The 23,245-nt window shown below is 68.1% G+C and carries 25 protein-coding genes; 11 read left to right on the top strand and 14 right to left on the bottom strand.

Translation table 11 applies throughout. The annotated features are described in order from the left end of the window. Nucleotides 1-63: 63 nt before the first annotated feature. The gene (locus tag A3OM_RS0110095) at nucleotides 64-834 is read right to left on the bottom strand and encodes an NAD kinase (protein ID WP_018043637.1); all 771 of its coding nucleotides are present in this window, start codon (nucleotides 832-834) and stop codon (nucleotides 64-66) included. An 86-nt stretch (nucleotides 835-920) separates the two neighbouring features. Between A3OM_RS0110095 and cutA the strand changes: the two genes are divergently transcribed. After that, nucleotides 921-1,241: a divalent-cation tolerance protein CutA gene (cutA, locus tag A3OM_RS0110090; protein WP_018043636.1), complete on the top strand. Its 321-nt coding sequence runs from the start codon at nucleotides 921-923 to the stop codon at nucleotides 1,239-1,241. A gap of 102 nt (nucleotides 1,242-1,343) precedes the next feature. Here the strand turns inward: cutA and A3OM_RS25790 are convergent, their stop codons facing one another. The 12 genes from A3OM_RS25790 to croR all read right to left on the bottom strand — a co-directional run bounded on the left by A3OM_RS25790 (nucleotide 1,344) and on the right by croR (nucleotide 13,358). After that, on the bottom strand, nucleotides 1,344-1,511 hold the full coding sequence (locus tag A3OM_RS25790) for a hypothetical protein (RefSeq protein WP_018043635.1): 168 nt from the start codon (nucleotides 1,509-1,511) through the stop codon (nucleotides 1,344-1,346). Nucleotides 1,512-1,721: 210 nt separating this feature from the next. Continuing rightward, nucleotides 1,722-1,919 (bottom strand): hypothetical protein, encoded by a 198-nt coding sequence (locus tag A3OM_RS0110080; RefSeq protein ID WP_027173505.1) that lies wholly within the window; start codon nucleotides 1,917-1,919, stop codon nucleotides 1,722-1,724. Between the two features lie 155 nt (nucleotides 1,920-2,074). Next, entirely contained in the window at nucleotides 2,075-3,370 is a 1,296-nt protein-coding gene (oxlT, locus tag A3OM_RS0110075) for an oxalate/formate MFS antiporter (RefSeq protein WP_026175900.1), read from the bottom strand. Nucleotides 3,371-4,014: 644 nt separating this feature from the next. Continuing rightward, complete coding sequence (locus A3OM_RS0110070) at nucleotides 4,015-5,148, bottom strand: glycosyltransferase family 2 protein (protein WP_018043632.1); 1,134 nt, start codon at nucleotides 5,146-5,148, stop codon at nucleotides 4,015-4,017. After that, a complete protein-coding gene (locus tag A3OM_RS0110065; RefSeq protein WP_051074394.1) occupies nucleotides 5,145-5,897 on the bottom strand; it encodes a lysophospholipid acyltransferase family protein in 753 nt (250 codons plus the stop codon). The genes A3OM_RS0110070 and A3OM_RS0110065 overlap by 4 nt, the downstream gene beginning before the upstream one ends. 50 nt (nucleotides 5,898-5,947) lie before the next feature. Beyond that, the gene (gene crtI / locus A3OM_RS0110060; protein WP_026175899.1) at nucleotides 5,948-7,489 is read right to left on the bottom strand and encodes a phytoene desaturase family protein; all 1,542 of its coding nucleotides are present in this window, start codon (nucleotides 7,487-7,489) and stop codon (nucleotides 5,948-5,950) included. Between the two features lie 181 nt (nucleotides 7,490-7,670). Further along, complete coding sequence (locus A3OM_RS0110055; RefSeq protein WP_018043629.1) at nucleotides 7,671-8,876, bottom strand: ABC transporter permease; 1,206 nt, start codon at nucleotides 8,874-8,876, stop codon at nucleotides 7,671-7,673. Continuing rightward, entirely contained in the window at nucleotides 8,873-9,850 is a 978-nt protein-coding gene (locus tag A3OM_RS0110050) for an ABC transporter ATP-binding protein (RefSeq protein ID WP_018043628.1), read from the bottom strand. Before A3OM_RS0110050 ends, A3OM_RS0110055 begins: the two co-directional genes overlap by 4 nt. Nucleotides 9,851-9,861: 11 nt before the next feature. Continuing rightward, on the bottom strand, nucleotides 9,862-10,266 hold the full coding sequence (locus A3OM_RS0110045; RefSeq protein ID WP_018043627.1) for a DUF2141 domain-containing protein: 405 nt from the start codon (nucleotides 10,264-10,266) through the stop codon (nucleotides 9,862-9,864). Between the two features lie 14 nt (nucleotides 10,267-10,280). Further along, nucleotides 10,281-11,861 carry a phytoene desaturase family protein gene (gene crtI / locus A3OM_RS0110040; RefSeq protein WP_026175898.1) on the bottom strand — a complete coding sequence of 527 codons (1,581 nt, stop codon included), beginning with the start codon at nucleotides 11,859-11,861 and terminating at the stop codon, nucleotides 10,281-10,283. A 124-nt stretch (nucleotides 11,862-11,985) separates the two neighbouring features. Then, a complete protein-coding gene (locus A3OM_RS0110035) occupies nucleotides 11,986-12,783 on the bottom strand; it encodes an RNA methyltransferase (RefSeq protein WP_245257840.1) in 798 nt (265 codons plus the stop codon). A 95-nt stretch (nucleotides 12,784-12,878) separates the two neighbouring features. After that, on the bottom strand, nucleotides 12,879-13,358 hold the full coding sequence (gene croR, locus A3OM_RS0110030) for a 3-hydroxybutyryl-CoA dehydratase (protein WP_018043624.1): 480 nt from the start codon (nucleotides 13,356-13,358) through the stop codon (nucleotides 12,879-12,881). A gap of 178 nt (nucleotides 13,359-13,536) precedes the next feature. Between croR and A3OM_RS0110025 the strand changes: the two genes are divergently transcribed. The 3 genes from A3OM_RS0110025 (at nucleotide 13,537) to A3OM_RS0110015 (ending at nucleotide 15,359) form a co-directional block, all read left to right on the top strand. Beyond that, the gene (locus tag A3OM_RS0110025) at nucleotides 13,537-14,148 is read left to right on the top strand and encodes a cation transporter (protein WP_018043623.1); all 612 of its coding nucleotides are present in this window, start codon (nucleotides 13,537-13,539) and stop codon (nucleotides 14,146-14,148) included. 10 nt (nucleotides 14,149-14,158) lie between these two features. Further along, nucleotides 14,159-15,010: a metallophosphoesterase gene (locus A3OM_RS0110020; RefSeq protein ID WP_018043622.1), complete on the top strand. Its 852-nt coding sequence runs from the start codon at nucleotides 14,159-14,161 to the stop codon at nucleotides 15,008-15,010. A 127-nt stretch (nucleotides 15,011-15,137) separates the two neighbouring features. Continuing rightward, on the top strand, nucleotides 15,138-15,359 hold the full coding sequence (locus A3OM_RS0110015; RefSeq protein ID WP_018043621.1) for a hypothetical protein: 222 nt from the start codon (nucleotides 15,138-15,140) through the stop codon (nucleotides 15,357-15,359). Between the two features lie 3 nt (nucleotides 15,360-15,362). Here the strand turns inward: A3OM_RS0110015 and A3OM_RS0110010 are convergent, their stop codons facing one another. After that, nucleotides 15,363-15,740: a 4a-hydroxytetrahydrobiopterin dehydratase gene (locus A3OM_RS0110010; protein WP_018043620.1), complete on the bottom strand. Its 378-nt coding sequence runs from the start codon at nucleotides 15,738-15,740 to the stop codon at nucleotides 15,363-15,365. A 254-nt stretch (nucleotides 15,741-15,994) separates the two neighbouring features. Between A3OM_RS0110010 and A3OM_RS0110005 the strand changes: the two genes are divergently transcribed. The 7 genes from A3OM_RS0110005 (at nucleotide 15,995) to A3OM_RS0109975 (ending at nucleotide 23,242) form a co-directional block, all read left to right on the top strand. After that, nucleotides 15,995-16,981, top strand: a complete 987-nt coding sequence (locus tag A3OM_RS0110005; RefSeq protein ID WP_018043619.1) for an ABC transporter substrate-binding protein — start codon at nucleotides 15,995-15,997, stop codon at nucleotides 16,979-16,981. Nucleotides 16,982-17,040: 59 nt separating this feature from the next. Next, nucleotides 17,041-17,793, top strand: a complete 753-nt coding sequence (locus tag A3OM_RS0110000) for an ABC transporter permease subunit (RefSeq protein ID WP_043764318.1) — start codon at nucleotides 17,041-17,043, stop codon at nucleotides 17,791-17,793. Next, nucleotides 17,774-18,523 (top strand): ABC transporter ATP-binding protein, encoded by a 750-nt coding sequence (locus A3OM_RS0109995; protein WP_018043617.1) that lies wholly within the window; start codon nucleotides 17,774-17,776, stop codon nucleotides 18,521-18,523. The genes A3OM_RS0110000 and A3OM_RS0109995 overlap by 20 nt, the downstream gene beginning before the upstream one ends. Nucleotides 18,524-19,227: 704 nt before the next feature. Beyond that, nucleotides 19,228-21,030: a lanthanide-dependent methanol dehydrogenase XoxF1 gene (gene xoxF1, locus A3OM_RS0109990; RefSeq protein ID WP_018043616.1), complete on the top strand. Its 1,803-nt coding sequence runs from the start codon at nucleotides 19,228-19,230 to the stop codon at nucleotides 21,028-21,030. Between the two features lie 134 nt (nucleotides 21,031-21,164). Continuing rightward, nucleotides 21,165-21,770: a c-type cytochrome, methanol metabolism-related gene (locus A3OM_RS0109985; RefSeq protein WP_018043615.1), complete on the top strand. Its 606-nt coding sequence runs from the start codon at nucleotides 21,165-21,167 to the stop codon at nucleotides 21,768-21,770. Beyond that, nucleotides 21,770-22,624, top strand: a complete 855-nt coding sequence (xoxJ, locus tag A3OM_RS0109980) for a rare earth element methanol dehydrogenase accessory protein XoxJ (protein ID WP_018043614.1) — start codon at nucleotides 21,770-21,772, stop codon at nucleotides 22,622-22,624. The genes A3OM_RS0109985 and xoxJ overlap by 1 nt, the downstream gene beginning before the upstream one ends. Before the next feature lie 72 nt (nucleotides 22,625-22,696). After that, nucleotides 22,697-23,242, top strand: a complete 546-nt coding sequence (locus A3OM_RS0109975; protein WP_018043613.1) for a L,D-transpeptidase family protein — start codon at nucleotides 22,697-22,699, stop codon at nucleotides 23,240-23,242. The last annotated feature ends 3 nt before the right edge of the window (nucleotides 23,243-23,245 follow it).

The following is a 23,245-nucleotide window of genomic DNA, read 5'->3' as shown; positions in this document are numbered from 1 at the left end:
GACGGCTGGAGCGCCAGCGGGACCCGATCCGGCGGCCGGCGCGAGACGTCGCGCAGCGTCACGTCAGCCGAACTGTTCGCGAAGAATCCGCTCGTCGAGGCTGTGGCCGGGATCGTGGAGGAGGGTGAGGTCGGTCTTGAGGTCGAGCCAGGTCTCCACGGTGCAGACCCGGCGGAACTCGGTGTGGTCGGCCACCGCGGCCACCGGGCGATGCGCCGCGTCGAGCACCTCCACTTGGATGCGGGCGTGATCCGGCAGCAGGGCGCCGTGCCAGCGCCGGGGGCGGAAGGCCGAGATCGGGGTCAGCGCCAGGAGCCGCGAATTCAGGGGCAGGATCGGGCCGCCCACCGAGAGGTTGTAGGCGGTGGAGCCGGCGGGCGTCGCGCAGAGCACACCGTCGGCGATGAGCTCGGGCAGGCGCACATGTCCGTCCACCGAGATCTTGAGCTTGGCGGTCTGGTGCGTCTGGCGCAGCATGTAGACTTCGTTGATGGCGCGCGCCGTGTGCCGGCGCCCTTCCACGTCCACCGCCTCCATCATGAGCGGATGGATGGTGCTGCGCTTGGTGCTCTCCAGCCGTTCGAGGAGGTTGTCCTCGCGCCACTCGTTCATCAGGAAGCCGACGGTGCCGCGGTTCATTCCGTAGATCGGCGTGCCGGCCAGCATGAAGCGGTGCAGCGCCTGCAGCATCAGCCCGTCGCCGCCGAGCGCCACGATCACGTCGGCCTCTTCGGGCGCGACGCTGTCGTAGCGCCGCATCAGCGTGTCCGCTGCGCTCCTCGCATCGGCGGTGGGGCTCGCGATGAAGGCGATCCTCTGGAAGCGCCGCGCCATGGATGATCGTCCGCTCGTGTTGACGCCGGGCTTCGCCGCGCGCCTCATTCCCCTCGGAACAGGCCGCTGACCCGGAGACCCATAGCATGGAGCGTCCGCTTCTCGTCTACACCACCTTTCCCGATGCCGAGACGGCGCTGGCCATCGGCGAGGAACTGGTGCGCGGGCGGCTCGCCGCCTGCGTCAACGTCCTGCCGGGAATGCGGTCGGTCTATGCCTGGAAGGGGGCGGTGGAGCGGGGTGAGGAGGTCGTCGCCATCCTCAAGACGCGGGAGGGGCTCGCCGATTCCCTCGCCGCCGCGCTGAAGCAGCGCCATCCCTACGAGACGCCGATCATCCTGCATCTCGCCACGAGCGGGGCCGATGCCGACACCGCCTCCTGGATTCTTGCTGAGACCGGCGGCTGAGGCGCGTCCGATCGCCATCCCGCCGGGCCATGAAAAACCCCGCCGCGGCGGGGCCCGGCGGAGAGAATCCGTGGGGGAGGGGCCCGATCGACCGGTCTCGGCTCAGGCAGCCAGACGGTAGGACGCCCGGGCGTTGTCGTTGATGGCGACGAACATGCCGGCCGAGGTGGTGCCGGCGACCGGCGCGGCCGATTCGGGACGATCCGTGAGCAGGGCCAGGGCGGGGCCGACGGCGACGGCGGCGAGACCGAGGATGAACAGAGCGATCATGACAGGAGCCTCTCTTGCAACTGCAATGAAGCTTATATCGCACCGCACCATGATCCTTGGTATATCACATTCCGTATGACGCCCATGTTTCCGGCGCTGAGCTGCGCCGTCGTCTCGGCGGAGGCGATGCCGCGCGAGGGGAGAGGGATGGAGCGGGAGGGGAGCGCGTCGCTGTTCCGCGCCGCCTTTTCCTCCTCGGTCGAGGGCGTCTCAACGATGGTTGCCGCCGGACATGCCGGGCATCAGCGGCAGCGTGTGATGCCCGTCGCCGAAGATGATGATGGATAGGGTCAGGCCCAGGGCCGCGACATACAGAACCGCGAAGAGATCGCGGTTGGCACCGGCCGTGGCGAGCACCAGGGCGGCGAACGGAATACTTTGGAGGGCGAGGATGGCGGCGATGTTCATCTCGGGCACTCCGGCGACGGCCGAGCAGAGTTGGACATGACGGCGCATGGGGCGACACGGGAGTGCGGACAGGATGGCGCCCCTCGGACGGGACGCCATCGGCTCCTTCGGTCGTGCCGGGCTCGCCCCGCCGGTCGGGCGGGGCGAGGGGTCGGTCAGGCGTGGGCCAGGGCGCCGGCCGGACTGACCGAGCCGTTGGCAACGTGGTGGCGCTTGAGCATCGGCCGGAGGACGGCCACGGCCAGGAACGCGGCGAAGAGATCCATGATCGCCACCGTATACAGCACCGTCGCCCAGGTGCCCGTGGCCTGCATCAGGATGTTGCCGAGCGGGACGAACAGGGCGGCGAAACCCTTTGCGCAGTAGAGCACGCCGTAGATCTTGCCGATGTGCTTGGAGCCGAACGTATCGGCGGCCGTGGCACTGAACAGCGAGTAGACCTCGCCCCAGGCCAGGAACACGATGCCGGACAGGATCACGAAGGCCCAGGGGTTCGAGCCGAAGTAACCGAGAGCGACGATGCCGATGCCCTCCATGGTGAAGGCGATGAACATCGTCTTCTCACGCCCGATCCGGTCCGAGATGTAGCCGAAGAGCGGCCGCGAGATGCCGTTCATGATCCGGTCGAGCATCAGCGCGAAGGGCAGGGCCGCCATGGCGAAGAAGTACAGGTTGACCTGGAACTCCTTCACGCCGAGATCCTGCGCGATGACGCCGAGCTGGGCCACGGCCATCAGGCCGCCGGTGACCGTGCAGGTGAACATGAGCAGCATGACGTAGAAGACCGGCGTGCGCAGGGCTTCCCCGAGGGTGTAGTCGCGCCGGCTCTGCAGGACCTTGGTCGAGAAGATGACCTGGTCCTTGGCCGGGGAGCGCAGGCCGATGGCGGCCAGCATGATGACCGCGCCCTGGATCAGGCCGAAGATGAAGAAGGCCTGGGCGTAGCTGCCGTGCGAGATCATGCTGGCGATCGGCAGGATCGTGAGGGCCGAGCCGGCGCCATAGCCGCCCGCCGTCAGGCCGACCGCGAGGCCGCGCTTGTCCGGGAACCATTTCAGGGCGTTGTTGATGCAGGTGGCGTAGACGCAACCGACGCCGATGCCGCCGGCCACGGAGCCGAGATAGAAGCCCGTGAGCGAGGTGGCGTAGGAGTTGATGACCCAGGCGAGGCCGGTCATCAGACCGCCGAACATCACGACCCGGCTCGGGCCGTACTTGTCGATGAAGTAGCCTTCAATCGGGGTCAGCCATGTCTGCACCACGACGAAGATCGTGAAGGCGACCTGGATCGCGGCGCGGTCCCAGCCGAAGGTCTTCTGAATTTCCGGGACGAACAGCGTCCAGGCGTACTGAATGTTCGCTGCCGCGACCATACAGGCCACGCCGAGGACGAGTTGGAGCCATCGCTTTGAAGGTTGCGCCGTTATGGGCGCGGTCACGGACGTCGCCATGAGCTTTCTCCCTGATCATGGACATGGATACTTGAGGGCTTGGAGATCGAGGCACCCCAGCGGATCGGCTCCCTCCGCCGCGGCAAGTGATCGTCGGGATCAGAAGTCGTCGGCTGGTATTCAGTATTTGGCATATCAGATGTGCTGGCAAGCACCATAATGCATGTAAGGGCGGAGATTTGCTGGGATTTCGCGAAATCTTGCCCTATAGCGCCCCACGAATGAGCAGGATGTTTCATCCACCACAGTCGGGGAAATTAATCGGGACGGGGCGGTCCCGGGGGTGACGAGAAGCGGGACCATCGAAGCCATCGCATTCCGACCTGTTTGACTGGCACGGGCAGGCTATGATCGGATCCCTATCGGGGTAGACAATGTCGCGCCGCGTAGACCCGAGTATTCGATCTGCATAAATTATAAAACTAAGAGTTTTTGACATTTACGTCAAAAAAAACAAACACTTGGTATACTTCGTTCCACGGTCCGACGGACCTCGGTTCGGTCGACGCTTCATCGTCGTGACGCCGGGACTGTCCTTGCGTCACGGGGAGGGGAACCGTGCGCGCGGCCGTCACCCGGGGAGGCGGACGGGAGACGCCGCCGCTCGGAAACCCAGCCTCGCCGACAGCCGGGAAGAGGGCGAGTTACGCCCCCCGCACCGGATAGCTCCGCCCCTTCCACACCGCCGCTCCGGCGCGCTTAGGGTCCAGCAGGACGTTCCACTGGATCGCCAGGGCCACCGCCACCCCGAACGGGTGGAGGAGGACGGTCGCGGCCGGCTCGTGGGTGACGAGGGTGATCGCCGCGCGGGTGGCGAGCGACACGACGAGGGCGGCGAGCGCCACCAGCCCGGCCGTGGGTGTCGCGAGGCCGAAGGCGGCGGCGAGGACGAGGACGAGCGGCAGGACATGGCCCGCGAGCAGGAGCAGCGTCCAGACCGGGAGGGCGCGGGGCGTGGCCATGCCCTCATGGGCGTTCTTCGAGAACCCGGCCCAGGATTCGGCGAGGTTCCGGTACATCCGGCAGGTGGCGAGCGCGTGCCCCGCCACGAGGTCGGTGCGATGACCGGCATGGCGCAGGATCCGGGGCAGGAACACGCCGTCATGCAGGCGTCCGCGGATGGCGCCGTGGCCGCCGGTCTCACCGTAGACGGAGCGGTCGATGAGGACGAGCTGGCCGCAGGCGGCGCCGAGAGCCGGACGGAGCGAGGCGCGCATCATCGGCACGGGGAGGTAGCCGACGAGGAGGAAGTTGATCATCGGCACGGTGAGCCGCTCGCCGAGGCTGCGCATGATCTGGCGCGGCACGGCGCTCACCAGGGCGGCCCCCGTGGCGCGGGCATGGGCGACGAGCCCCGCCGCGGCGCCGGGCGTCAGGGTGACGTCGGCGTCGATGAAGAGGAGGTGCCCGCCCCTCGCCTCGGCCGCGAGGGCGGCGCAGGCGTGGTTCTTCCCCGTCCAGCCCTCGGGCAGGGCGGGAACCGGGACGAGCCGGAGCCGGGGATCGGTCTCCGCCAGGGCGCGGACGAGGCCGGCCGTGGCATCGGTGGAATGGTCGTCCCCAACCAGCACCTCCACGGCGATGCCGGTGCTCGCCAGGGCGGCCCGCACCGTGCCGACGATGGTACCCTCCTCGTCGCGGGCGGGGATCAGGATCGAGACCAGCCCGTCCTGCGCCGATTCCGGCTCCGGTGTGCGCAGGGCGATGAGGTTCGCGCAGGCCAGGATGGCGGGGAGGAGGGCGAAGGCGAGGGCGACGAGCGCCAGGACGAAGGTCACGGGGCTCTGTCTTTCTCGGAGCTGTGGGCCGGGTCGAAGCGGCGGCCGGTGAGGACGGCCCGCATCCGGCGCCAGCCGTCATAGATTCCGCCGATACCCTTGCCGCCGGAGGTCAGGGTCGTGAAGCGCTCGGGCTCGCGGGCGACGACGTCCGCGGAGAGCCGGTCGAGGGTGGCGGTCAGGTCGGCCTCCATCCGGGCCAGCCGCTCCGGCCGGGACAGGGCGAGGAGATCGGCACCCCGCACCGGCGTGCCGAAGGCCGCGAAGGCTTCGGCGCCTCGTTCTTCCCAGAAGGCGTAGTCCAGGGCGAGGGGCACGAACAGCGCGTCCGGGGCGATCTCGGGGAGTCTCGCCACTCCCGCGCGCAGGTCGAGCGGGCGGGCGCGGACATCGACGAAGCGTCCCTGCGCCGTGATCCAGAGCATCTGTCCGGGCGCGCCAAGGATCGCGCGGGAATGGGCAAGGAACTGCGCCGCCCCGCGCAGCGACTCGAGATCCACCGGAAACGCGCCGATTCGCCCGAAGACCGCGTATTTCTCCAGCGCCGCCGCATCGAACGGGGCGTGGCTCGTCCGCTCGGGAAACAGGCGGCCGGCCAAGAGGATCACCACGGCCGCGTCCCACCAGGACGGATGATTGAGGACGACGACGACGGGGCCGGGATGGCCGGTACAATCCGGCGCGCCCCAGCGGGCGAGCCGGAGCGCGTTCATGTGGCGGCGCAGGAAGCGGTCGAAATACCCGACCATGAACCGCCAGATCAGCGGCGAATGGCGCGGCGTGGGGGGAGCCGGCGGGCTCACGCGCTCTGCCGCACCTCACCGCGGGTGTCTCTGCCCTGCGCGTCGGAATCGAGCGCGTCGGCGGCGATCCAACCCGACATCATCACCATGGGCATGCCGGGGCCGGGATGAGCTGCGCCGCCGGCGAGATACAGGCCGCGCACCTGCCGCGAGCGGTTGCCCGGCTTGAACGCGCCCATGAACTTGCCGTGCGAGGCGAGGCCGTAGATCGCCCCGTTGAGCACCTTGTAGCGCTCGTGGATGTCCTGCGGCGTCAGATGGCGCTCGACAACGATGCGCTCTTCGAGATCCGGCATGTGGCCGGTGCGCTTGAGCTTGTCGAGGATGACCTGGCGGTAGGCCGGGAACATCTTGGACCAGTCGTGATGCGGCCTCAGGTAGGGCGTGTGGACGAGGACGTAGAGGGCCTCGCCGCCCTCCGGTGCCACGCTCGGGTCCGTGGAGGAGGGGGCGGCGAGATAGGCGGTCGGGTCCGGAGCCGGCTCGCCCTTGCGGTAGATGTAGTCGAACTCCTCCTCCGGATCGCGGGAGAAGACGAAATCGTGGTGGTTTAGGTGCTCGTAGCGCTTGTTCAGGCCGAGATAGAGCACCACGCCCGAACAGGCCGGCTCGAAGCTCTTCTTCTCGTAGGCCTTGCCGACATCGCCGCCGACGAGCTCGCGGTAGGTCCGCACCGAGTCCATGTTGGAGATCACCGCGTCGAACGGGGTGATGCCGGCGGCGGTCTTCACGCCCTTCACCGTGCCCTTCTCGATGGCGAGCCCGGTGACCTCGTCGCCCGGCCGCAGGGTCGCGCCGAGTTCGGAGGCGAGCTTCGTCAGCGCCTCGGCCACCGCGCGGGTGCCGCCCATCGGGTACCAGACGCCCTCGGCGGTCTGCATGTGGGCGATGGCGCAGAGCACGGCCGGCGCGCCGTAGGGGGACGAGCCGACATATTGCACGAAGTGGTCGAGCATCTGGGCGAGGCGCGCATCCTTGACCTTCGAGCGGATGGTGCCGGCCACCGACGAGCCCATGCGCAGGGAGAGCACGTCCCGCAGGGTACCGGGATTCATGTTGGCGCGGATGTTGATCGTGTCGAACAGATCCTCCACCGGCTTCCAGAAGAAGAACTTGTTCGAAACGTCGTGCAGGTGCTCGGAGATCTCGAGGAACTTCTTGTAGCCCTCGCCAGCGCCGGTATTGGGCGCGAAACGCTCCATGTCGGCGGCCATGGTGGGCACGTCGGCCATGAGGTCGAGATGGGTGTCGTCGTCGAAGAAGCAGCGCCATTGCGGATCGAGGCGGCGCAGGTCGAGGTAGTCGTGGATGTTGCGGCCGGCTTCTTGGAAGATCCGCTCCAGCACCTTCGGCACCGTGAGGATGGTCGGGCCCATGTCGAAGCGGAACCCGCCCTCGTGCAGCACCGCCGCCTTGCCGCCGAGCCAATCGTTCTTGTCGTAGAGGGTGACTGTGTGGCCGCGCGCCGCGCTGACGCAGGCCGCCGCGAGGCCGCCCAACCCTGCGCCGACTACGGCGACCGAAGACCCGACCCGCATGTTCATCGTCACTCCCTGGGCCCGGCCGATGCCATGCCTCACGGGTGAAGCTAGACCGGATCGCCGCGCGGTCAACGCGCTAACCGGTCGCGCCATCGGAGTTATCGCCCATTTCAGGGCCGGGAGCGGGGATAGGAGGTCCGGCTCGGCCAGTTTCGGGTTCGAGGTGACGCTCGCTGGCTCACACCACCCGGCGCGCCACCAGACCCACGGCGGCCACCAGGCCCAAGGCCGCCACGGTGATCATCACCCCCCAGGCCGGCATCGCCGCGGCCATGCCTTCGCCGAGCGCCGTCTGATAGGCCTCGATCGCCCAGGCGTTGGGGGTGAGCCAGCCGACCTGCTGCAGCCAGGGCGGCATCAGGAAGCGCGGCACCATGCTGCCGCCCACCGCCGAGAGCAGCAGGACGCCGAAGGTGGAGGCGAGATGCGCCTGCTGGCGGGTATTGGCGGCCGCGCAGGCGGCGAGCGCCAACCCCGCCGCCATGGCCGAGACGAGGAACGAGGTGACGATCCAGGCCGGCCAGTGCGGGCCGATCTCGACCCCATAGACGAGTGCGGCGGCGGCGAAGATCAGCCCGGCCTGGACCACGCCCTGGATCACCAGGAACAGGAACTTCCCCACCACCACCACGGCGAGCCCTCCGGGCCCGGCCATGAGCCTGTCGGCGAGGCCCGATTGCCGCTCCTCCACCAGGGACATCGCCCCCTGCATGGCCGCGAACAGCAGGAACACGGCGGTGATGGCGCCGGCATAGTAGCTGACCCGCTCGTTGGTGCGGCCCGAGGCGGTGCTCCGGCGCTCCACCAGGGAGGCGAAGGAGAACGGCTCCTTGCGGGCGCGCTGCTCGGCGAAGGCCGAGTTGAGGAAGGCGCGTTCGTCCGGCCCGATCTTGCCCGACCGTTCCACGTCGGCGACGATCCGGGCGAGGACCACGTCCGGCAGGGCCTCGTTGAGGATGCGCTGCAACTGGCCGAGCGCGATCGGCGTGGCCAGGGCCCGGGCGGGATTCTCGATGAGGATCACCGGCTGGGCGGCCTCGGGCGGGGCTCCGGCCACGGGTGCGTCGAGATCGCCGCGCAGGACCAGGGCGGCATCCACCTCCCCGCGCCGGACCGCGCTCGTCGCCCCGGCGAGATCGGTGGCCTTCAGACGCTCGATGCGCAGGGAGGTGTCGGCCTCCAGGGCCGCCATCAGCCGCTCGGTGGTTGCCGTGCGGGCGAGGTCGACGAGACCGAGATGGATGCGGATCCGGTCGCCGATGGCGCCCGAGAAGATCGCGGCGAAGATCATGAAGATCACGGTCGGCAGGACGAAGGCCATGACCAGGGCGGCGCGGTCGCGCCGCAGGCTGATCAGCATCACCCGGAAGGCGGCGGTGATCATGCCTCGTTTCCCGTGTGGAGGGTCAGGGGCCGGTCCGGTCCGGCGCGGTCGAGAGCCTCGCGGTAGATCGCGTCCAGACCCGGCGCGCGGATGCGGATTTCCCCCACCGGCACGCCTTGCGCCCGCAGGCTGCCGAGGAGCGCGGTTCCGTCGAGCCCGGCCCGGTGGCTCGCCCGCCAGGTCAGTCCGGTATCGATGGGGGTGAATCCCGCCCGGCGCAGGGCCGCCACGGCGTCCGGGCCGGCGGGATTGGTGAGCGCCACCTCGTGCTCGGGAACCTCCGCACGGATGCGTTCGAGGAGGAGGGCGAGCCGGCCTTCATGGATGAGCCGCCCGTCCGCCAGGATCGAGACCCGGTCGGCGAGGCGTTCGGCCTCGGCGAAATCGTGGGTGGCGATGAGGATCGCGGCGCCCTGCTCCCGCAGGCGGGCGAGCACCGCATGGATCGCGGCGCGCGCGTGCAGATCCACTCCCTGGGTCGGTTCGTCGAGGAGGACGAGGCGCGGCCGCGCCATCAGGCTCGCGGCGATGTTGGCCCGGCGCTGGTAGCCGCCGGACAGGTGGCCCACCGGACGCCGCGCCACCTCGCCGAGATCGGCCAGATCGAGGGCGGCCTGGACCGCCGCCTTGCGCTCGCGCCGGCCGATCCCGGAGAGCTGTGCGAAGACGGAGAGGTTCTCGGCCACGGTGAGGCGCGGATAAAGGGCGATCTCCTGGGGCACCCAGCCGATGGCGCGCCGCGCCTCGCGCTCACGGAACGGGTCGGCACCGGCGATCCGCACGGTGCCGCTCTCCGGCGGCAATCGTCCGGCCACGATGCGCATGAGCGAGCTCTTGCCGGCACCGTTCGGGCCGAGCAGGGCAAGGGTCTCTCCGGCCTCGATCCGGCAATCGACGCCGCGCAGGACGCGATGCCCGCGATAGGCGAGGGTGGCGCCCCGGACCACGACCAGGGGCTCCTGTCCCGGATTCATGAGCGGCGGGGTCAGTGGGGTGGCAGGGCGCGGACGAGGCGTACCCGCACCGCGACCCCGGGCTCGCGCAGGGTGAAGCGCGCGCGGCTGAAATCCGGGCGGGCACGGCCCATCTCGCCGGAGAAGCCATAGGGTTCCAGCGGCAGGCCGAGGCCGGTGCGGTCGAGGCGGCGGTTGCCGTCGAGATCCTGGTAGGCGGCGACCGCGTAGATACCGGGCTCGATCCCGGTGAGGACCACCCGCCGGCTGCGGCCGTCCGCCGGGACGTCCTGCCCGTTGCGGCATTCGGCCTCCGACAGGCCGCCCTGGCACAGGGCGACGTAGACCGTGCCGGCGCCGGGCTCGATCCCCTCCACCAGTACCTCAACCGTGGCCGCTTGCGCGCCGCCGCAGGCCAGGGCGACGGTGAGGGCCATCGCGAAAACGCCCCTCACGAAGCGTCGCCCGACGTGGCGAGCGGCTGGGTGGTGGGGATGCCGGCGGCCTCCGCGCCGACGCGCCCGGCGGAGAGCTCCTCGATGAGGAGGCGGGCGGTGATGCGCGCGCCCTCGTAGATCACCGGCAGGCCCGAACCCGGATGAGTGCCGCCGCCCACGAGGTAGAGCCCCGGTCCGAAGCGGTTGTGAGGGCGGAAATACAACATCTGCATCAGGTCGTGGGCGAGGTTGAAGGTGGCGCCCTGATACACGAAGAAATCGTCCCGCCATTGCGACGGGTCGACGATGCGCTCGTAGCGGATGCGATCCTCGATATCGTCGAGGCCGAGCAGCTTCAGCCGGTCGAGGACGAGGCGGCGGTAGCTCTCACGGGTGGCGGGCCAGTCGATCCCCGATTTCAGGTTCGGCACCGGCACGAGGACGTAGAGGCTGGTATGGCCGGCCGGCGCCATGCCGCCATCGGTGTAGCCCGCGTGCTGGACATAGAGCGAGGGCTGCATCGGCAGGGTGCCCTCGGTGATCTCCCGGATGTTGCGGGCGTATTCCTCCGACAGGAAGATGGTGTGGTGGCCGAGCCCCGCCGGCACTTTCCCCTCGATCCCGAGATACATCATGAAGGTCGAGCAGGAGAGGCGGGCCTTGTCGATCTTGGCGTCGCGCCAGCGCGGGCGGTGCGTCTGAGGAACCAGATCCTTGATCACCTTGGCGAAATCGCCGTTGATGACCACGGCGTCGGCCTTCAGCGTCTCGGTCCCGCAGACCACGCCGATCGCTTTCTTGCCCTCGAAGAGCACCCTGTCCACCGAGGTGCCGAGGCGGATGTCCACGCCCATGCGGCGGGCGAGCCCGGCCATCGCTTCCGACACCGCGCCGCAGCCGCCGACGGGATGATAGACCCCGTGCTCGTATTCGAGGAACGACAGGATCGTGAACAGGCTCGGGCACCGGAACGGCGACATGCCGAGATATTTGGTCTGGAACGCGAAGGCGAGGCGGACCCGCGGGTCCTTGAAGTAGCGCTGCAGGTCCTTGTCGACGCTGCGGCCGGGATGGAGGTGGGGCAGGGCGGCGATCATGGCCGGTGAGGCCATGGCGCGCAGGGTGTGGAAGGCCTGTTCCAGCACGGGCTTGAAGAATTTCAGCTTCACCCGGTTGTCGGCGAAGAACTTCCGGACGTTCTTGGCGTCGTCCGGGGCGATGCGGGCGACCTCGGCCTCCAGCCGCTCCATGTCGTTGGTGGCGCGGATCTCGCCGCCCGCCTCGAAGACGAGGTGGTATTGCGGGTCGAGCCGTTCGAGCTTGACGTGATCCTCGAGTCGCTCGCCGCAGGTCTCGAAGATGTCAGCGAGAATCTGTGGATAAAGGAAGAAGGTCGGGCCGATGTCGAACCGGTAGCCGCCGGGGGCCTCCACGGTCTTCGTCCGGCCTCCCACGGCCGGGTCCTTCTCGACCAGGGTGACGTGAACGCCGGCGCGGGCGAGAAGAAGTGCCGTCGCCAATCCCCCAGGACCGGCGCCGACGACGATGACGCGGCGTCCTGATAGGGTCCGCAGGCCATCCCGTGACTGAAGCAACGCAATCAACTCCCTCGTCGACGACCTCCGATGGGAAACCTCCCATGCGCCAGGCGTATCGGCATCCGTGCCAAGCTCAAAGCCCGGAGTCGGGGATGCCCCCCGTACCGGTCTAGCTTGCCGCCTAATCTCGACCGGCGGCAGGGGCGGGACAATTGCCACGGATTGTCGCGTGTCCGCATGAAGGACGCTGCATGGCCAGATGGTGGAGCCCCAATGCCCCGGCGGTGGCCACGTTCAGCGAATCGAAGCCGGCGGCCATGGGGATCCGCACGGTGCGGATCCGCGCCATTAGGCCGTGCGACAGGCCCGGCCCCTCGGTACCGAGCAGCAGGAGCGTGCGGGGCAGCGGCGGCAGCTCGGCGAGCACGTCGTCTCCCCGCGGGCTGAAGGCGAGGGGAACGAGGGCGTTGGCGTGCGCGAAGCCCAGCATCGCCTCCGCGTCGAGGCGGGCGAAGGGGACGGTCAGCGCCGCGCCGGCCGAGACCCGGATGGCCTTGCGGTAGAGCGGGTCGCAGGTGGCGGGGTCGAGGAGCACGCCGTCGGCCCCGAAGGCCGCGGCGTTGCGGAACAGGCCGCCGACATTGTCGTGGTTGGTCAGCCCGACGAGGCCGGCCACGAGGGCAGGGGCCGGAGGCGGCGGAAGGGCGAGGGGAGGCTCCGCTCCGCGCACCCCCACCGCCATCACGCCCCGGTGGATCGGGAAGCCGGCGATGGCGCTCATCACCGCCTTCGAGGCCGTATAGACCGGCACCGAACCGGGCAGGGCGGCGAGCGCATCGGAGAGGGGCGCCACCCGCTCATGGCTCAGCAGCAGCGATTCGGGCGCGAACCGCGCGGCCCCCGAGAGCAGCACCCGCAGGGTCACCTCCCCCTCGACGATGAACCGGCCCTCGCGCCCGACGAGGTCGCGCTCGCGCATGGCGGCATAGGCGGCGATGCGCGGATCGGCGGGGTCGTCGATGGGGATGGGTGTCACCGGTGGCCGCATCCTGTGCCCTGGCGGACGATGCCGCGCTACGCGCTCGCGGGACGTCCGCCCATGCGGATGGCAAGCGGGTCCGCCTCTTCCCTCGTGGGCACCTTCACCAGGGCCTCGCCGTCGAGCACGACCTCGCCGGCGACGGAGCAGGTGCATTTGAGACGGGCGCGGCGGCGCTCGGGGACGAGTTCCGCCACTTCGACGGTGACCTGAACCGTATCGCCGATGCGGACCGGAGCGCGAAAGTTCAGGGTCTGGCTGATGTAGATGGCGCCGGGGCCGGGCAGGCGGGTGCCGAGCACTGCCGAGATCAGGCCGGCGGTGTAGAGGCCGTGGGCGATACGGGTGCCGAAGGGCGTGCGCGCCGCGAAATGCTCGGAGAGGTGGATCGGGTTGCGGTCGCCGGTGATCTCGGCGAAGCCCACCACGTCGGAAGAGGAGATCTCCTTGTTCAAGGTTTCGGACAGGCCGACTTCGAGATCCTCGAAATACAGCACGCGCAGCTCTGGCATCATCGGTCGGTCTCCCCCGCCTCACGTCGTTGTCACGGGCATGATCCCGCGTCTGACGTGTCGCGTCGCACAAGCGGTGCTGCAAATCCAGCGCAGGGACATCGAAAAATCGGCGCTCGACAGGTGTGTCGTACCCAGTCCAAGAGGCGAAGACCTGCCCGCGAGCCGACCCTGAAAACCGATGACCGACGCATCCGCCCCGGCGATTCCCATCTCCCTGCGTCCCGTCGTCCTCCGGGTGGCGGGGCTGAACCTCGCCTATTTCGGCGTCGAGATCGCGGTGGCCGTGGCGATCGGCTCCCTCGCCCTCATCGCCGACAGCCTCGACTTCCTGGAGGACGCGGCCCTCAACCTGCTGATCTTCGCCGGGATCGGCTGGAGCCTGCGCAACCGCGCCCGCCTCGGCATGGTCCTGGCCGGCATCCTGCTGCTGCCCGCCCTCGCCACCGCCTACGCCGCCTGGGAGAAGGTGGCGGACATGGCCCCCCCCGCGCCATTGCCGCTGACGCTCGCCGGCCTCGGGGCGCTCGCCGTCAACCTCACCTGCGCCGTGATGCTGGCCCGCCACCGGGACGGGGGGGGAAGCCTGACGCGGGCGGCCTATCTCTCCGCCCGTAACGACGCCTATGCCAATCTCGCCATCATCGGCGCCGGCCTCGTCACGGCGTTGACGCTCTCGCCCTGGCCCGATCTCGTGGCGGCGGCCGGCATCGCCGTGCTCAACGCCGATTCGGCGATGGACATCCTCAAGGCCGCCCGCGCCGAGTGGCGCGCGGCCCATCCAGCGGCCTGAGAGGTCTCCCTTGCGCCTGTTCCCGATCTCCGACCTGCATCTCGAGCGCCGCCGTCCGGAAACGATCGCCCGGCCGGACGCGCCGTTCGACGTCCTGGTCTGCCCGGGCGATCTCTACGAGGGTCGACCGGAGGCCGGCCTCGCGGCGCTTCGCGGGATCGCGCAGGGACGACCCATCGTGCTCGTGCCGGGCAACCACGAGCATTATGCGCCGACCGGCGATTCACGCACCGCGCCCGCGCTGATCGCCGCCCTCGAGGCGGAGGTGGCGCGGATCAACGACGAGGGGGAGGGCGCTCCGGTCCACCTCCTCAACCACGGGGCATGCGTCGTCCTCGACGGCGTGCGCTTCGTCGGCACCACCCTGTGGAGCGACTGGGCTCTCGCCGGCCGCTGGCTCGACGAGACCGTGCCCGACCGCCCGGCCGATCCCGTCGCCTATGCAGCCGCGCGGATGACCCACCCGGTGACGGGCTCGCGCGAGTTCCGTGGCTCGATCCGCAAGGGAGATGGGAGCGTCTGGTCGCCGGCCGACGCCATGGCGGCGCATCTGGCGCAGAAGGCCGCCCTCGCCGCCGCCCTCGCCGCGCCGCATGCCGGCCCCACCGTGGTCGTCACCCACCATCCGGCGAGCCCGCTCGCGGCCGACGCGTTCCGGGCCATCCCCGGCGTGCCCTGGTGGGTGCCGGCCTTCTACGCCACCACCGCCCTCGACGACCTGCCCGAGGCGAGCCGCCCCGACCTCTGGGTCTCCGGCCATTTCCATGCCGGCCACGACCTGCGCATCGGCCGCACCCGCTGGATCGCAAACCCGGTGGAGGGCGGGACGTATTCGGCCGAGCGGTTCGTGGAGGTGGGGTGAGGGGCGGGCGCGGCCGGCCTCGGCTCTCGGATCGTCTTTCGAGAGCGCGCGTCCCGCGAAACCTCCTCCCCCCGCCCTACGTAGGGGCGGGCAGGGGCGCCGCCCCGCGCCAGGATCGGAGTCGCCCATGAACACCTTCATCGCCGTCGTGCTCGTCTGCGCCAACGCGATTCCGATCGAATCCTGCTCCGACGACAGGGCGAGCGAGGTGCGCAAGGTCCGCGTCTCGAACGAACTCGGCTGCACCAACGGCTGGCAGGAGATCATCTCCCGCACCGACCTCGGCGAGGAGATCGGCAAGACCGCCTACCTCAAGACCGAGTGCCGCCGGGTGAAGGAGGCGCAGTGACCCCTATTTGTCGTACTTGATGTAGGCGAAGCGCGCGTCGGTGGGCGTGCCCTCGAGGCCCTGGCCCTCCGTGCCCGGTTGCCAGCCCACCACCTCCTCGATCTTCTTGGCCAGGGCGAAGTCCTTGTCGGTGATGCCCTTGGCGGCGTGGTTCATCAGCCGCACCTCGACCCAGGCATAGGAGGCGGTGAGGTCCGGGTGGTGCCAGGCGGCTTCCGCCAGGTGGCCCACCGTGTTGATGACCATGAGGGTGCTCTTCCAGCCCGCCGTCTTGTAGGTCCGCCGGATCCAGCCGTCCTCGTAGGTCCAGGCCGGCAATTCGGCAGCCAGACGCTCCGAGATGGTGGCGTCGTCGAGGGCGTCTTCGCGCGATCCGGCCATGGCTGCACGTCCTTTGAATGAGTGGTGGTGGTCGAGGAACTCTGCGACGCGCCGCGTGTCCGGGCAAGGCCGGCGGCAAAGATCTCCGGAACCGCGAATGCCGTGGTCGCCTGCGACGTGGTGGCCCTGCCCCCTCCGGCAGCCGATCGGATCTGTGGACGCCGGGGGGGCGAGACCCTATGAAGAAAGAACAATAGTTCGTCGGTCCCGGATGCCGGGGCCGGATACGGGCCGGTTCCAGGGAGACGACGTTCATGCTGTCACGGCGCGGAGTGCTCGCGACGGCTGCGCTGTGGCCTCTGGCCGGGTCGGTGACGGCCGCGGCCGCCGCTCCCGCAATCCGTGTCGGAAGCCTGCCCTTCGGCACCGTGGCCTGGGAGGCGGCGGTGATCAAGGCGCGCGGGCTCGATGCCGCCAACGGTTTCACCCTCGACGTGGTCAAGCTCGCCGGCAACGATGCCGCCCGCATCGCCTTCCTCGGCGGACAGGTCGACACCATCGTGGGCGACCTGCTCTGGGCCGGGCGCCTCGGCAACGAGGGCAGGGCGATGCGCTTCATCCCTTATTCCACCACCGAGGGCTCGCTGATGGTGCCGGCGGGCAGCGCCATCGCCGGCCTCAAGGATCTCGTCGGCAAGCGGCTCGGGGTGGCCGGCGGACCGCTGGACAAGAACTGGCTCCTTCTCAAGGCCCAGGCCAAGGACGCCGCCGGCATCGATCTCGAATCGCAGGCGCAGGTCGCCTACGGCGCGCCGCCGCTCCTGGCGCTCAAGCTCGAACAGGGCGAGCTCGACGCGGCCCTGCTCTACTGGACCTATTGCGCCCGTCTCGAGCCGAAGGGCTTTACCCGCCTCATCGGGTCGGACGACATCATGCGCGCGTTCGGTGCCACCGGATCCATCGCGCTCATCGGCTACCTGTTCGAGGGCGCCACCGTATCGGAAAAGGCCGAGGCCATCGCCGGCTTCGCCCGCGCCGCTCGCACCGCCAAGGAGATGCTGGCCAACGATCCCACCACCTGGGACGTGGTGCGGCCGCTGATGTCGGCGGAGGACGAGCCGACCTTTGCGGCGCTCAAGCGTGATTTTCTCGCCGGCATCCCGCGCCGGCCGCTCGCCACAGAGCGCGCGGATGGCGAGCGCCTGTTCGGCGTGCTGGCCAGGCTCGGCGGCGAGCGGCTGGTGGGGGCGGGCAAGACCCTGCCCGCCGGCCTGTATTTCGACGGGGCCGGAAACGGTTGAGCCGCGTCACGCCCTCCCCCGCGGTACGCTGAATCGTGGCCCGGCCCGGCGCGAACGCCATGGGAGAGGCGACTCGGGGAGTGGCAACTCGTCTCGTCTCCGTGCTGGTGCTGCTCGCGGCCTGGCAGGTGGCGGCGTCACTCGCGGAATCGCGGCTCCTGCCCGCGCCCCTCGCCATCCTCGATTTCATCGTGAAGGAATCCGCCACCGGCGACCTCTGGCGCAACGTCGGCATCACGTTGACGCGGGTGGGCGTCTCCTTCTTCTTCGCCATGGGGCTCGGGGTGCTGCTCGGCATCGCGCTCGGCCGCTGGAAGGCGCTCAACCTCGTCCTCGATACGCCGCTCCTCATCCTCCTCAACACGCCAGCCCTGGTGATCACGGTGCTGGCCTACATCTGGGTCGGCCTCAACGAGAGCGCGGCGGTGCTGGCGGTGGTGCTCAACAAGTTGCCCAACGTGGCGGTGATCGTACGTGAGGGCGCGCGCGGCCTCGATCCGGGGCTCGAGGAGATGGCGCGGAGCTACCGTTTCGACCGCCGCACCTGGATCGCCCACGTCCTGGTGCCTCAGCTCCAGCCTTTCGTGGTGGCCGCCGCCCGCTCCGGCCTGTCCCTCGCCTGGAAGATCGTGCTGGTGATCGAGTTGCTCGGGCGTCCGAACGGGGTGGGTTTCGCCATCAACTTCTACTTCGTCCAGAGCCTGAACGTGGCGGCCATCATCGGTTACAGCGTCGTCTTCATGAGCGTGATGATCGCCATCGACATCCTCATCCTCCAGCGCCTCGAAGCCCATGTCCGACGCTGGCGCTGAGAGGGCGGACGCGCTCTCCGTCTCCATCCGCAGCAAGGTCTACGGAGCCGGCAGCCCGGAGCCGGTGGAGGCGGTGCGCGATCTCTCCTTCGTCGTCCGCCGGTCGGAGATCGCCTGCCTCATCGGCCCCTCGGGCTCCGGCAAGTCCACGACCCTGCGCATCCTGCTCGGACTCGACGACGCCTATGACGGCGCGGTGACCCCGGACCCACGCGAGGCCGGAATCGCCATGGTCTTCCAGGAGCCGCGCCTCCTCCCCTGGCGTAGTGTCGAGCAGAATGTCCGCCTCGGCCTGCCCCGTGCCGAGCGGGGGCGCGATCTCGACGCCCTGTTCGAGTCCCTCGGGCTGACGCCATGGCGCGGCCGCTATCCGGGAAAGCTCTCCCTTGGGATGGCGCGCCGCGTGGCGCTCGCCCGTGCCCTGGCCCTCCGTCCCCGCATCCTGGTGCTCGACGAGCCCTTCGTGTCCCTCGACGACAGGGCCGCGGCGTCCCTGCGGGAGATCGTGGTGGCGACCGTGGCGCGCGAGGGAATGAGCGTGCTCATGGTCACGCACAACGTGGCGGAGGCCATCGAGATCGCGGACCGGCTCCTGCTCGTCTCGGCGCGCCCGGCGAGCCTCCTCGCTGCCGTCGCCCTCGACCGGCCCCGAAGCGAGCGCGATAGGGCTTGGGCGGAAGCGATGCGGGAGGATCTCGCGAATCGTTTTCCGGGCGTCATCGCCGCCTGAATGCGCTTTCCCGGTGGCAGGGGAAGCGCACGATATCGCCGACGCGACATTATGCACATGTGCTCGGCGTTTAGGCCGCTCTCGGTGGCGTCTACGCAGTCATGCGGCGAGACAACGCAGCGCTCGATCGAATGGCGCCCAACCGATCCCGAGACATGCACGGCCAGCGCAGGATTTGCCGGTGAGTATTGCATGATAATTCATGTCGATGGAGCTTGAGTTTGGCCTCGTATCGAACGAAGCGACCGTTTTATCGAACAATCTTCGTCAGTTCAGGGGATGACTGGCATACCAAGCGACCTGCATGCGCGTGACGCATAAGAAGCGCCCGAGTCTTTTAAATGCTTTTGTCTTAAGGTTTCTCGATTTTGCAGCGCAACATTTTAGGGTGCGCTGGCTCAGATCACGGTCAACGAAGACGTTCGTTCACCAGGTCTTGATGCCGCCTGAGGTCAAGCTTGCTCAATCGAGTTGACGTCGCCGCGATTTTTCTTATAGTTCATTCAAGCTTCGGTTCGAAGGGGCGCCGCAAAGGGGTAGCGGCGACCGGGAGAGCAAGTGGTGGTTTGGGCGAAAATCTCGCGGAAACAACCGCTTAGGAAACTCTATCGAAGTGAACTATCCCTGTCGCAAATAACAGGTCGCACAAGTGGGGGCAGGTTTCGCTGCTCTCCAGGCGTGTCAAAGACTTGTCGGAGGAATGCATGAGAGCGGTCCATCTTCTCGCACTCGGCGCTGGTCTGGTGGCTTCGGCCCCCGCCTTCGCCAATGACGACGTCCTGAAGCGCTCGGCCGATCCGGCCCAGCAGGTTCTGCAGACGGTCGATTACGCCAACACGCGCTATTCGAAGCTCGACCAGATCAACGCCGGCAACGTGAAGCAGCTGCAGGTGGCCTGGACGTTCTCGACGGGCGTCCTGCGCGGCCACGAGGGTTCGCCTCTCGTCGTCGGCAACATGATGTACGTCCACACCCCCTTCCCGAACATCGTCTACGCCCTCGACCTCGACAAGGACGGCGTGATCGTCTGGAAGTACGAGCCCAAGCAGGACCCGAGCGTCATCCCGGTGATGTGCTGTGACACGGTCAACCGTGGCCTGGCCTATGCCGACGGCGCCATCATCCTGCACCAGGCCGACACCACCGTCGTCTCGCTCGACGCGAAGTCCGGCAAGGTGAACTGGTCCGTCGTCAACGGCGACCCCAAGAAGGGTGAGACCAACACCGCCACCGTTCTTCCCGTGAAGGACAAGATCATCGTCGGCATCTCCGGCGGCGAGTTCGGCGTGCAGTGCCACGTCACTGCCTACGACGCTAAGTCGGGCAAGAAGGTGTGGCGCGGTTACTCCGTCGGCACCGACGAGCAGATGATCATGGACGGCGAGAAGACCACGTCGCTCGGCAAGCCGGTCGGCAAGGATTCCTCGCTGAAGACCTGGGAAGGCGATCAGTGGAAGACGGGCGGCGGCTGCACCTGGGGCTGGTTCTCCTACGACCCCAAGCTCGACCTGATGTATTACGGCTCGGGCAACCCCTCGACCTGGAACCCCAAGCAGCGTCCGGGCGACAACAAGTGGTCGATGACCATCTGGGCGCGTAACCCCGACACGGGTGCGACCAAGTGGGTCTATCAGATGACCCCGCACGACGAGTGGGACTACGACGGTATCAACGAAATGATCCTCACGGATCAGAAGGTCGACGGCAAGGATCGTCCGCTCCTCACCCACTTCGACCGTAACGGCTTCGGCTACACCCTCGATCGCGCCACCGGCGAGCTCCTGGTCGCCGAGAAGTTCGATCCGGTGGTGAACTGGGCCTCCAAGGTCGACATGGACAAGGGCTCCAAGACCTACGGTCGTCCGCTCGTCCAGGCCAAGTACTCGACCGAGCAGAACGGTGAAGATACCAACTCCAAGGGTATCTGCCCCGCGGCCCTCGGCACCAAGGACCAGCAGCCTGCTGCGTTCTCGCCGAAGACCAACCTGTTCTACGTGCCCACCAACCACGTCTGCATGGACTACGAGCCGTTCCGGGTGTCCTACACCCCCGGTCAGCCCTACGTCGGTGCGACCCTGGCCATGTACCCGGCCCCCAACAGCCACGGCGGCATGGGTAATTTCATCGCCTGGGACGGCGTCGCTGGTAAGATCAAGTGGTCGAACCAGGAGCAGTTCTCGGTGTGGTCGGGCGCCCTCGCCACCGCCGGTGACGTGGTGTTCTACGGTACCCTCGAGGGTTACCTGAAGGCCGTCGACTCGAAGACTGGCAAGGAACTCTACAAGTTCAAGACCCCGTCGGGCATCATCGGCAACGTGATGACCTACCAGCACAAGGGCAAGCAGTTCGTCGGCATCCTGTCGGGTGTCGGTGGCTGGGCTGGCATCGGCCTCGCGGCCGGTCTGACCGACCCGAATGCCGGTCTCGGCGCGGTGGGTGGCTATGCCGCTCTCTCGAACTACACCAACCTCGGTGGTCAGCTGACCGTCTTCGCGCTCCCGAACTAATCGGTCGCACGAAGCCTGAGACGATAGGGTGCCGGCGCGGGTTTCCGCGCCGGCACCTTTATGATTAGATCGTTATTAAGAACACTTCGAACGTCGACCGAACGGGTCGACGGTTGCTCCTGGGAGAAACGTCGTTGCAGTACCAAAGCAAAGCCGCCATCCGTCCGCTCGTGGCCGCCCTCGTTTTCGCATTCGCCTCCGCCGGTGCCGTTCAGGCCCAGGACGCCAAGCCCGCCGATCCCGCCGTGGCGAACCAGCTCGATCCCAATGCTCCTGAGAAGGACGCCAAGCTGATCGACAAGTATCAGGCGGTGAAGGTCGAAGACGGCAAGTATTTCGACAAGGACGGCGCCCCGACCTACCACATCACCAACGACGGCAAGAAGTTCGACTGGTACGCCTATTCCGGCTACCGCCGCTATCACGCCGAGTGCCACGTGTGTCACGGTCCCGACGCCATGGGTTCGACCTACGCACCCGCCCTCAAGGATTCGCTCAAGCGCCTATCCTACGAGGAGTTCGTCGGCATCATCGCCGGTGGCAAGCAGGACATCAGCTCGAGCGGCACCAACGTGATGCCCGCCTTCGGCGATAACAAGAACGTGATGTGCTACGCCGACGACCTCTACACTTACCTGAAGGCCCGCGCCTCCGGTGCGATGCCGCGCGTGCGTCCGACCGACAAGGAAGACAAGCCGGAGGCCGCCAAGAAGGCCGAGAAGGAGTGCCTGGGCGGCTAATGGCTCGCTTTGGCTCCTTCACAACGACGGTTTGCGCGCTCCTGCTGATCTCGGCAGGGGTGCGCCCCGCATCTGCGCAGTCGCTTCCCGATCTCGTCACCACCGATGTCCTGCGCGTCTGCGGAGATCCCGGCAACATGCCGTTCTCCCAGCGTAAGGAGGACGGGTTCGAGAACAAGATCGCGGCAATCCTCGCCGACGAACTCAAGGTCAAGCTCCGCTATTACTGGCTGACGCAGGGGCCTGGATTCGTCCGCAATACGCTGGGCACCGGCCTATGCGACCTGATCATCGGTTCGGCCGCCGGTGGAGAACTCGTCCAGCACACCAACCCTTATTATCGCTCCAGCTACGCCCTGGTCACCCGCGACGGTGATCTCGAGGGCGTGACGAAGCTCGACGACCCGAAGCTCAAGGGTAAGGCCATCGGCGTCATTGGTGGCACGCCGCCCGTGAACCGGATGGGCGAGGTCGGCCTCATCGCGTCGATGAAGGCCTACGCACCTTACCAGCTCGATCCCTCGCGCAAGTACCAGACCGTCTCCGCCGAGGTCATCGGTGATCTCGCCGAGAAGAAGATCGACGCGGCGATCCTGTGGGGGCCGGCCGCGGGTTGGCTCGCCAAGCAGAGCGGTGTCGCCATGAAGGTCGTACCACTCCTTCAAGAGCCGGATCGTCCCGCTCTCACCTTCCGCATCGCCATGGGCGTGCGGATGGAGGAGAACGACTGGAAGCGCAGCCTCAATACGATCCTGCGCAAACGCCGGGCCGATATCGAGAAGGTCTTGCGCGACTACGATGTCCCGTTGCTGGAGGACGAAGGCAACAAGCTCCTCGAGCCGGCGGCACCCTGAGACCGGGCCTTGCCGGTCGTCACGATCGGCGGGGTTTGCTATGAGCCTCCCGGATCAACGGGGAGGGCGGTTATGGGACGAGTGCGGATCGGTCTTGCGGTCGGGGCTCTCGTCGCCATCGCTGCGGTGGGCGTCGTTGCGGCCGATCGCATGCAGATCGGCCGCGTCGCTCCGGACCTCGTTGCCGAGACCGAGCGCGCCGACCGCGTCCTCGTGGAGAAGTCGGCCCGGCGCCTGACCCTGTTCCGAGAAGGGCGAGTCCTCGCGACCTATCCCGTCTCCCTCGGCTTCTCTCCCATCGGCCACAAGCAGCGGGAAGGTGACGGGCGCACGCCGGAGGGGCTCTATTCCATCGCCTATCGCAACCCCCTCAGCGTTGCCCATCTGTCCCTGAAAGTGTCCTATCCGAACGAGGCCGACACCGCGGCTGCCCGTGACGGCGGCTACGAGCCGGGCGGCGACATCATGATCCACGGGATCATGAACGGCTTCTCCTGGCTCGGCCGGCTGCACCGGCTCACAGACTGGACCAGCGGCTGCGTCGGCGTCGCCAATGACGAGATGGCCGCCATCTACGCGCGGGTGGATGTGGGGACGCCCGTCGAACTGCGGCCCTGAGCG

This window comes from Methylobacterium sp. 88A, assembly GCF_000376345.1.
GTDB classification, from domain to species: Bacteria; Pseudomonadota; Alphaproteobacteria; order Rhizobiales; family Beijerinckiaceae; genus Methylobacterium; species Methylobacterium bullatum.
The sequence above is the reverse complement of the archived record's forward strand: the minus strand, read 5'-3'. Positions and strand labels throughout refer to the sequence as shown.

Coding starts and splice junctions, on each gene's coding strand:
- A3OM_RS0110095 (WP_018043637.1), bottom strand. CDS start 834: ATGGCGCGGCGCTTCCAGAGGATCGCCTTCATCGCGAGCCCCACCGCC.
- cutA (WP_018043636.1), top strand. CDS start 921: ATGGAGCGTCCGCTTCTCGTCTACACCACCTTTCCCGATGCCGAGACG.
- A3OM_RS25790 (WP_018043635.1), bottom strand. CDS start 1,511: ATGATCGCTCTGTTCATCCTCGGTCTCGCCGCCGTCGCCGTCGGCCCC.
- A3OM_RS0110080 (WP_027173505.1), bottom strand. CDS start 1,919: ATGAACATCGCCGCCATCCTCGCCCTCCAAAGTATTCCGTTCGCCGCC.
- oxlT (WP_026175900.1), bottom strand. CDS start 3,370: ATGGCGACGTCCGTGACCGCGCCCATAACGGCGCAACCTTCAAAGCGA.
- A3OM_RS0110065 (WP_051074394.1), bottom strand. CDS start 5,897: ATGGTCGGGTATTTCGACCGCTTCCTGCGCCGCCACATGAACGCGCTC.
- crtI (WP_026175899.1), bottom strand. CDS start 7,489: ATGCGGGTCGGGTCTTCGGTCGCCGTAGTCGGCGCAGGGTTGGGCGGC.
- A3OM_RS0110055 (WP_018043629.1), bottom strand. CDS start 8,876: ATGATCACCGCCGCCTTCCGGGTGATGCTGATCAGCCTGCGGCGCGAC.
- A3OM_RS0110050 (WP_018043628.1), bottom strand. CDS start 9,850: ATGAATCCGGGACAGGAGCCCCTGGTCGTGGTCCGGGGCGCCACCCTC.
- A3OM_RS0110045 (WP_018043627.1), bottom strand. CDS start 10,266: ATGGCCCTCACCGTCGCCCTGGCCTGCGGCGGCGCGCAAGCGGCCACG.
- A3OM_RS0110035 (WP_245257840.1), bottom strand. CDS start 12,783: ATGCGCGAGCGCGACCTCGTCGGGCGCGAGGGCCGGTTCATCGTCGAG.
- croR (WP_018043624.1), bottom strand. CDS start 13,358: ATGATGCCAGAGCTGCGCGTGCTGTATTTCGAGGATCTCGAAGTCGGC.
- A3OM_RS0110025 (WP_018043623.1), top strand. CDS start 13,537: ATGACCGACGCATCCGCCCCGGCGATTCCCATCTCCCTGCGTCCCGTC.
- A3OM_RS0110015 (WP_018043621.1), top strand. CDS start 15,138: ATGAACACCTTCATCGCCGTCGTGCTCGTCTGCGCCAACGCGATTCCG.
- A3OM_RS0110010 (WP_018043620.1), bottom strand. CDS start 15,740: ATGGCCGGATCGCGCGAAGACGCCCTCGACGACGCCACCATCTCGGAG.
- A3OM_RS0110005 (WP_018043619.1), top strand. CDS start 15,995: ATGCTGTCACGGCGCGGAGTGCTCGCGACGGCTGCGCTGTGGCCTCTG.
- A3OM_RS0110000 (WP_043764318.1), top strand. CDS start 17,041: ATGGGAGAGGCGACTCGGGGAGTGGCAACTCGTCTCGTCTCCGTGCTG.
- A3OM_RS0109995 (WP_018043617.1), top strand. CDS start 17,774: ATGTCCGACGCTGGCGCTGAGAGGGCGGACGCGCTCTCCGTCTCCATC.
- xoxF1 (WP_018043616.1), top strand. CDS start 19,228: ATGAGAGCGGTCCATCTTCTCGCACTCGGCGCTGGTCTGGTGGCTTCG.
- xoxJ (WP_018043614.1), top strand. CDS start 21,770: ATGGCTCGCTTTGGCTCCTTCACAACGACGGTTTGCGCGCTCCTGCTG.
- A3OM_RS0109975 (WP_018043613.1), top strand. CDS start 22,697: ATGGGACGAGTGCGGATCGGTCTTGCGGTCGGGGCTCTCGTCGCCATC.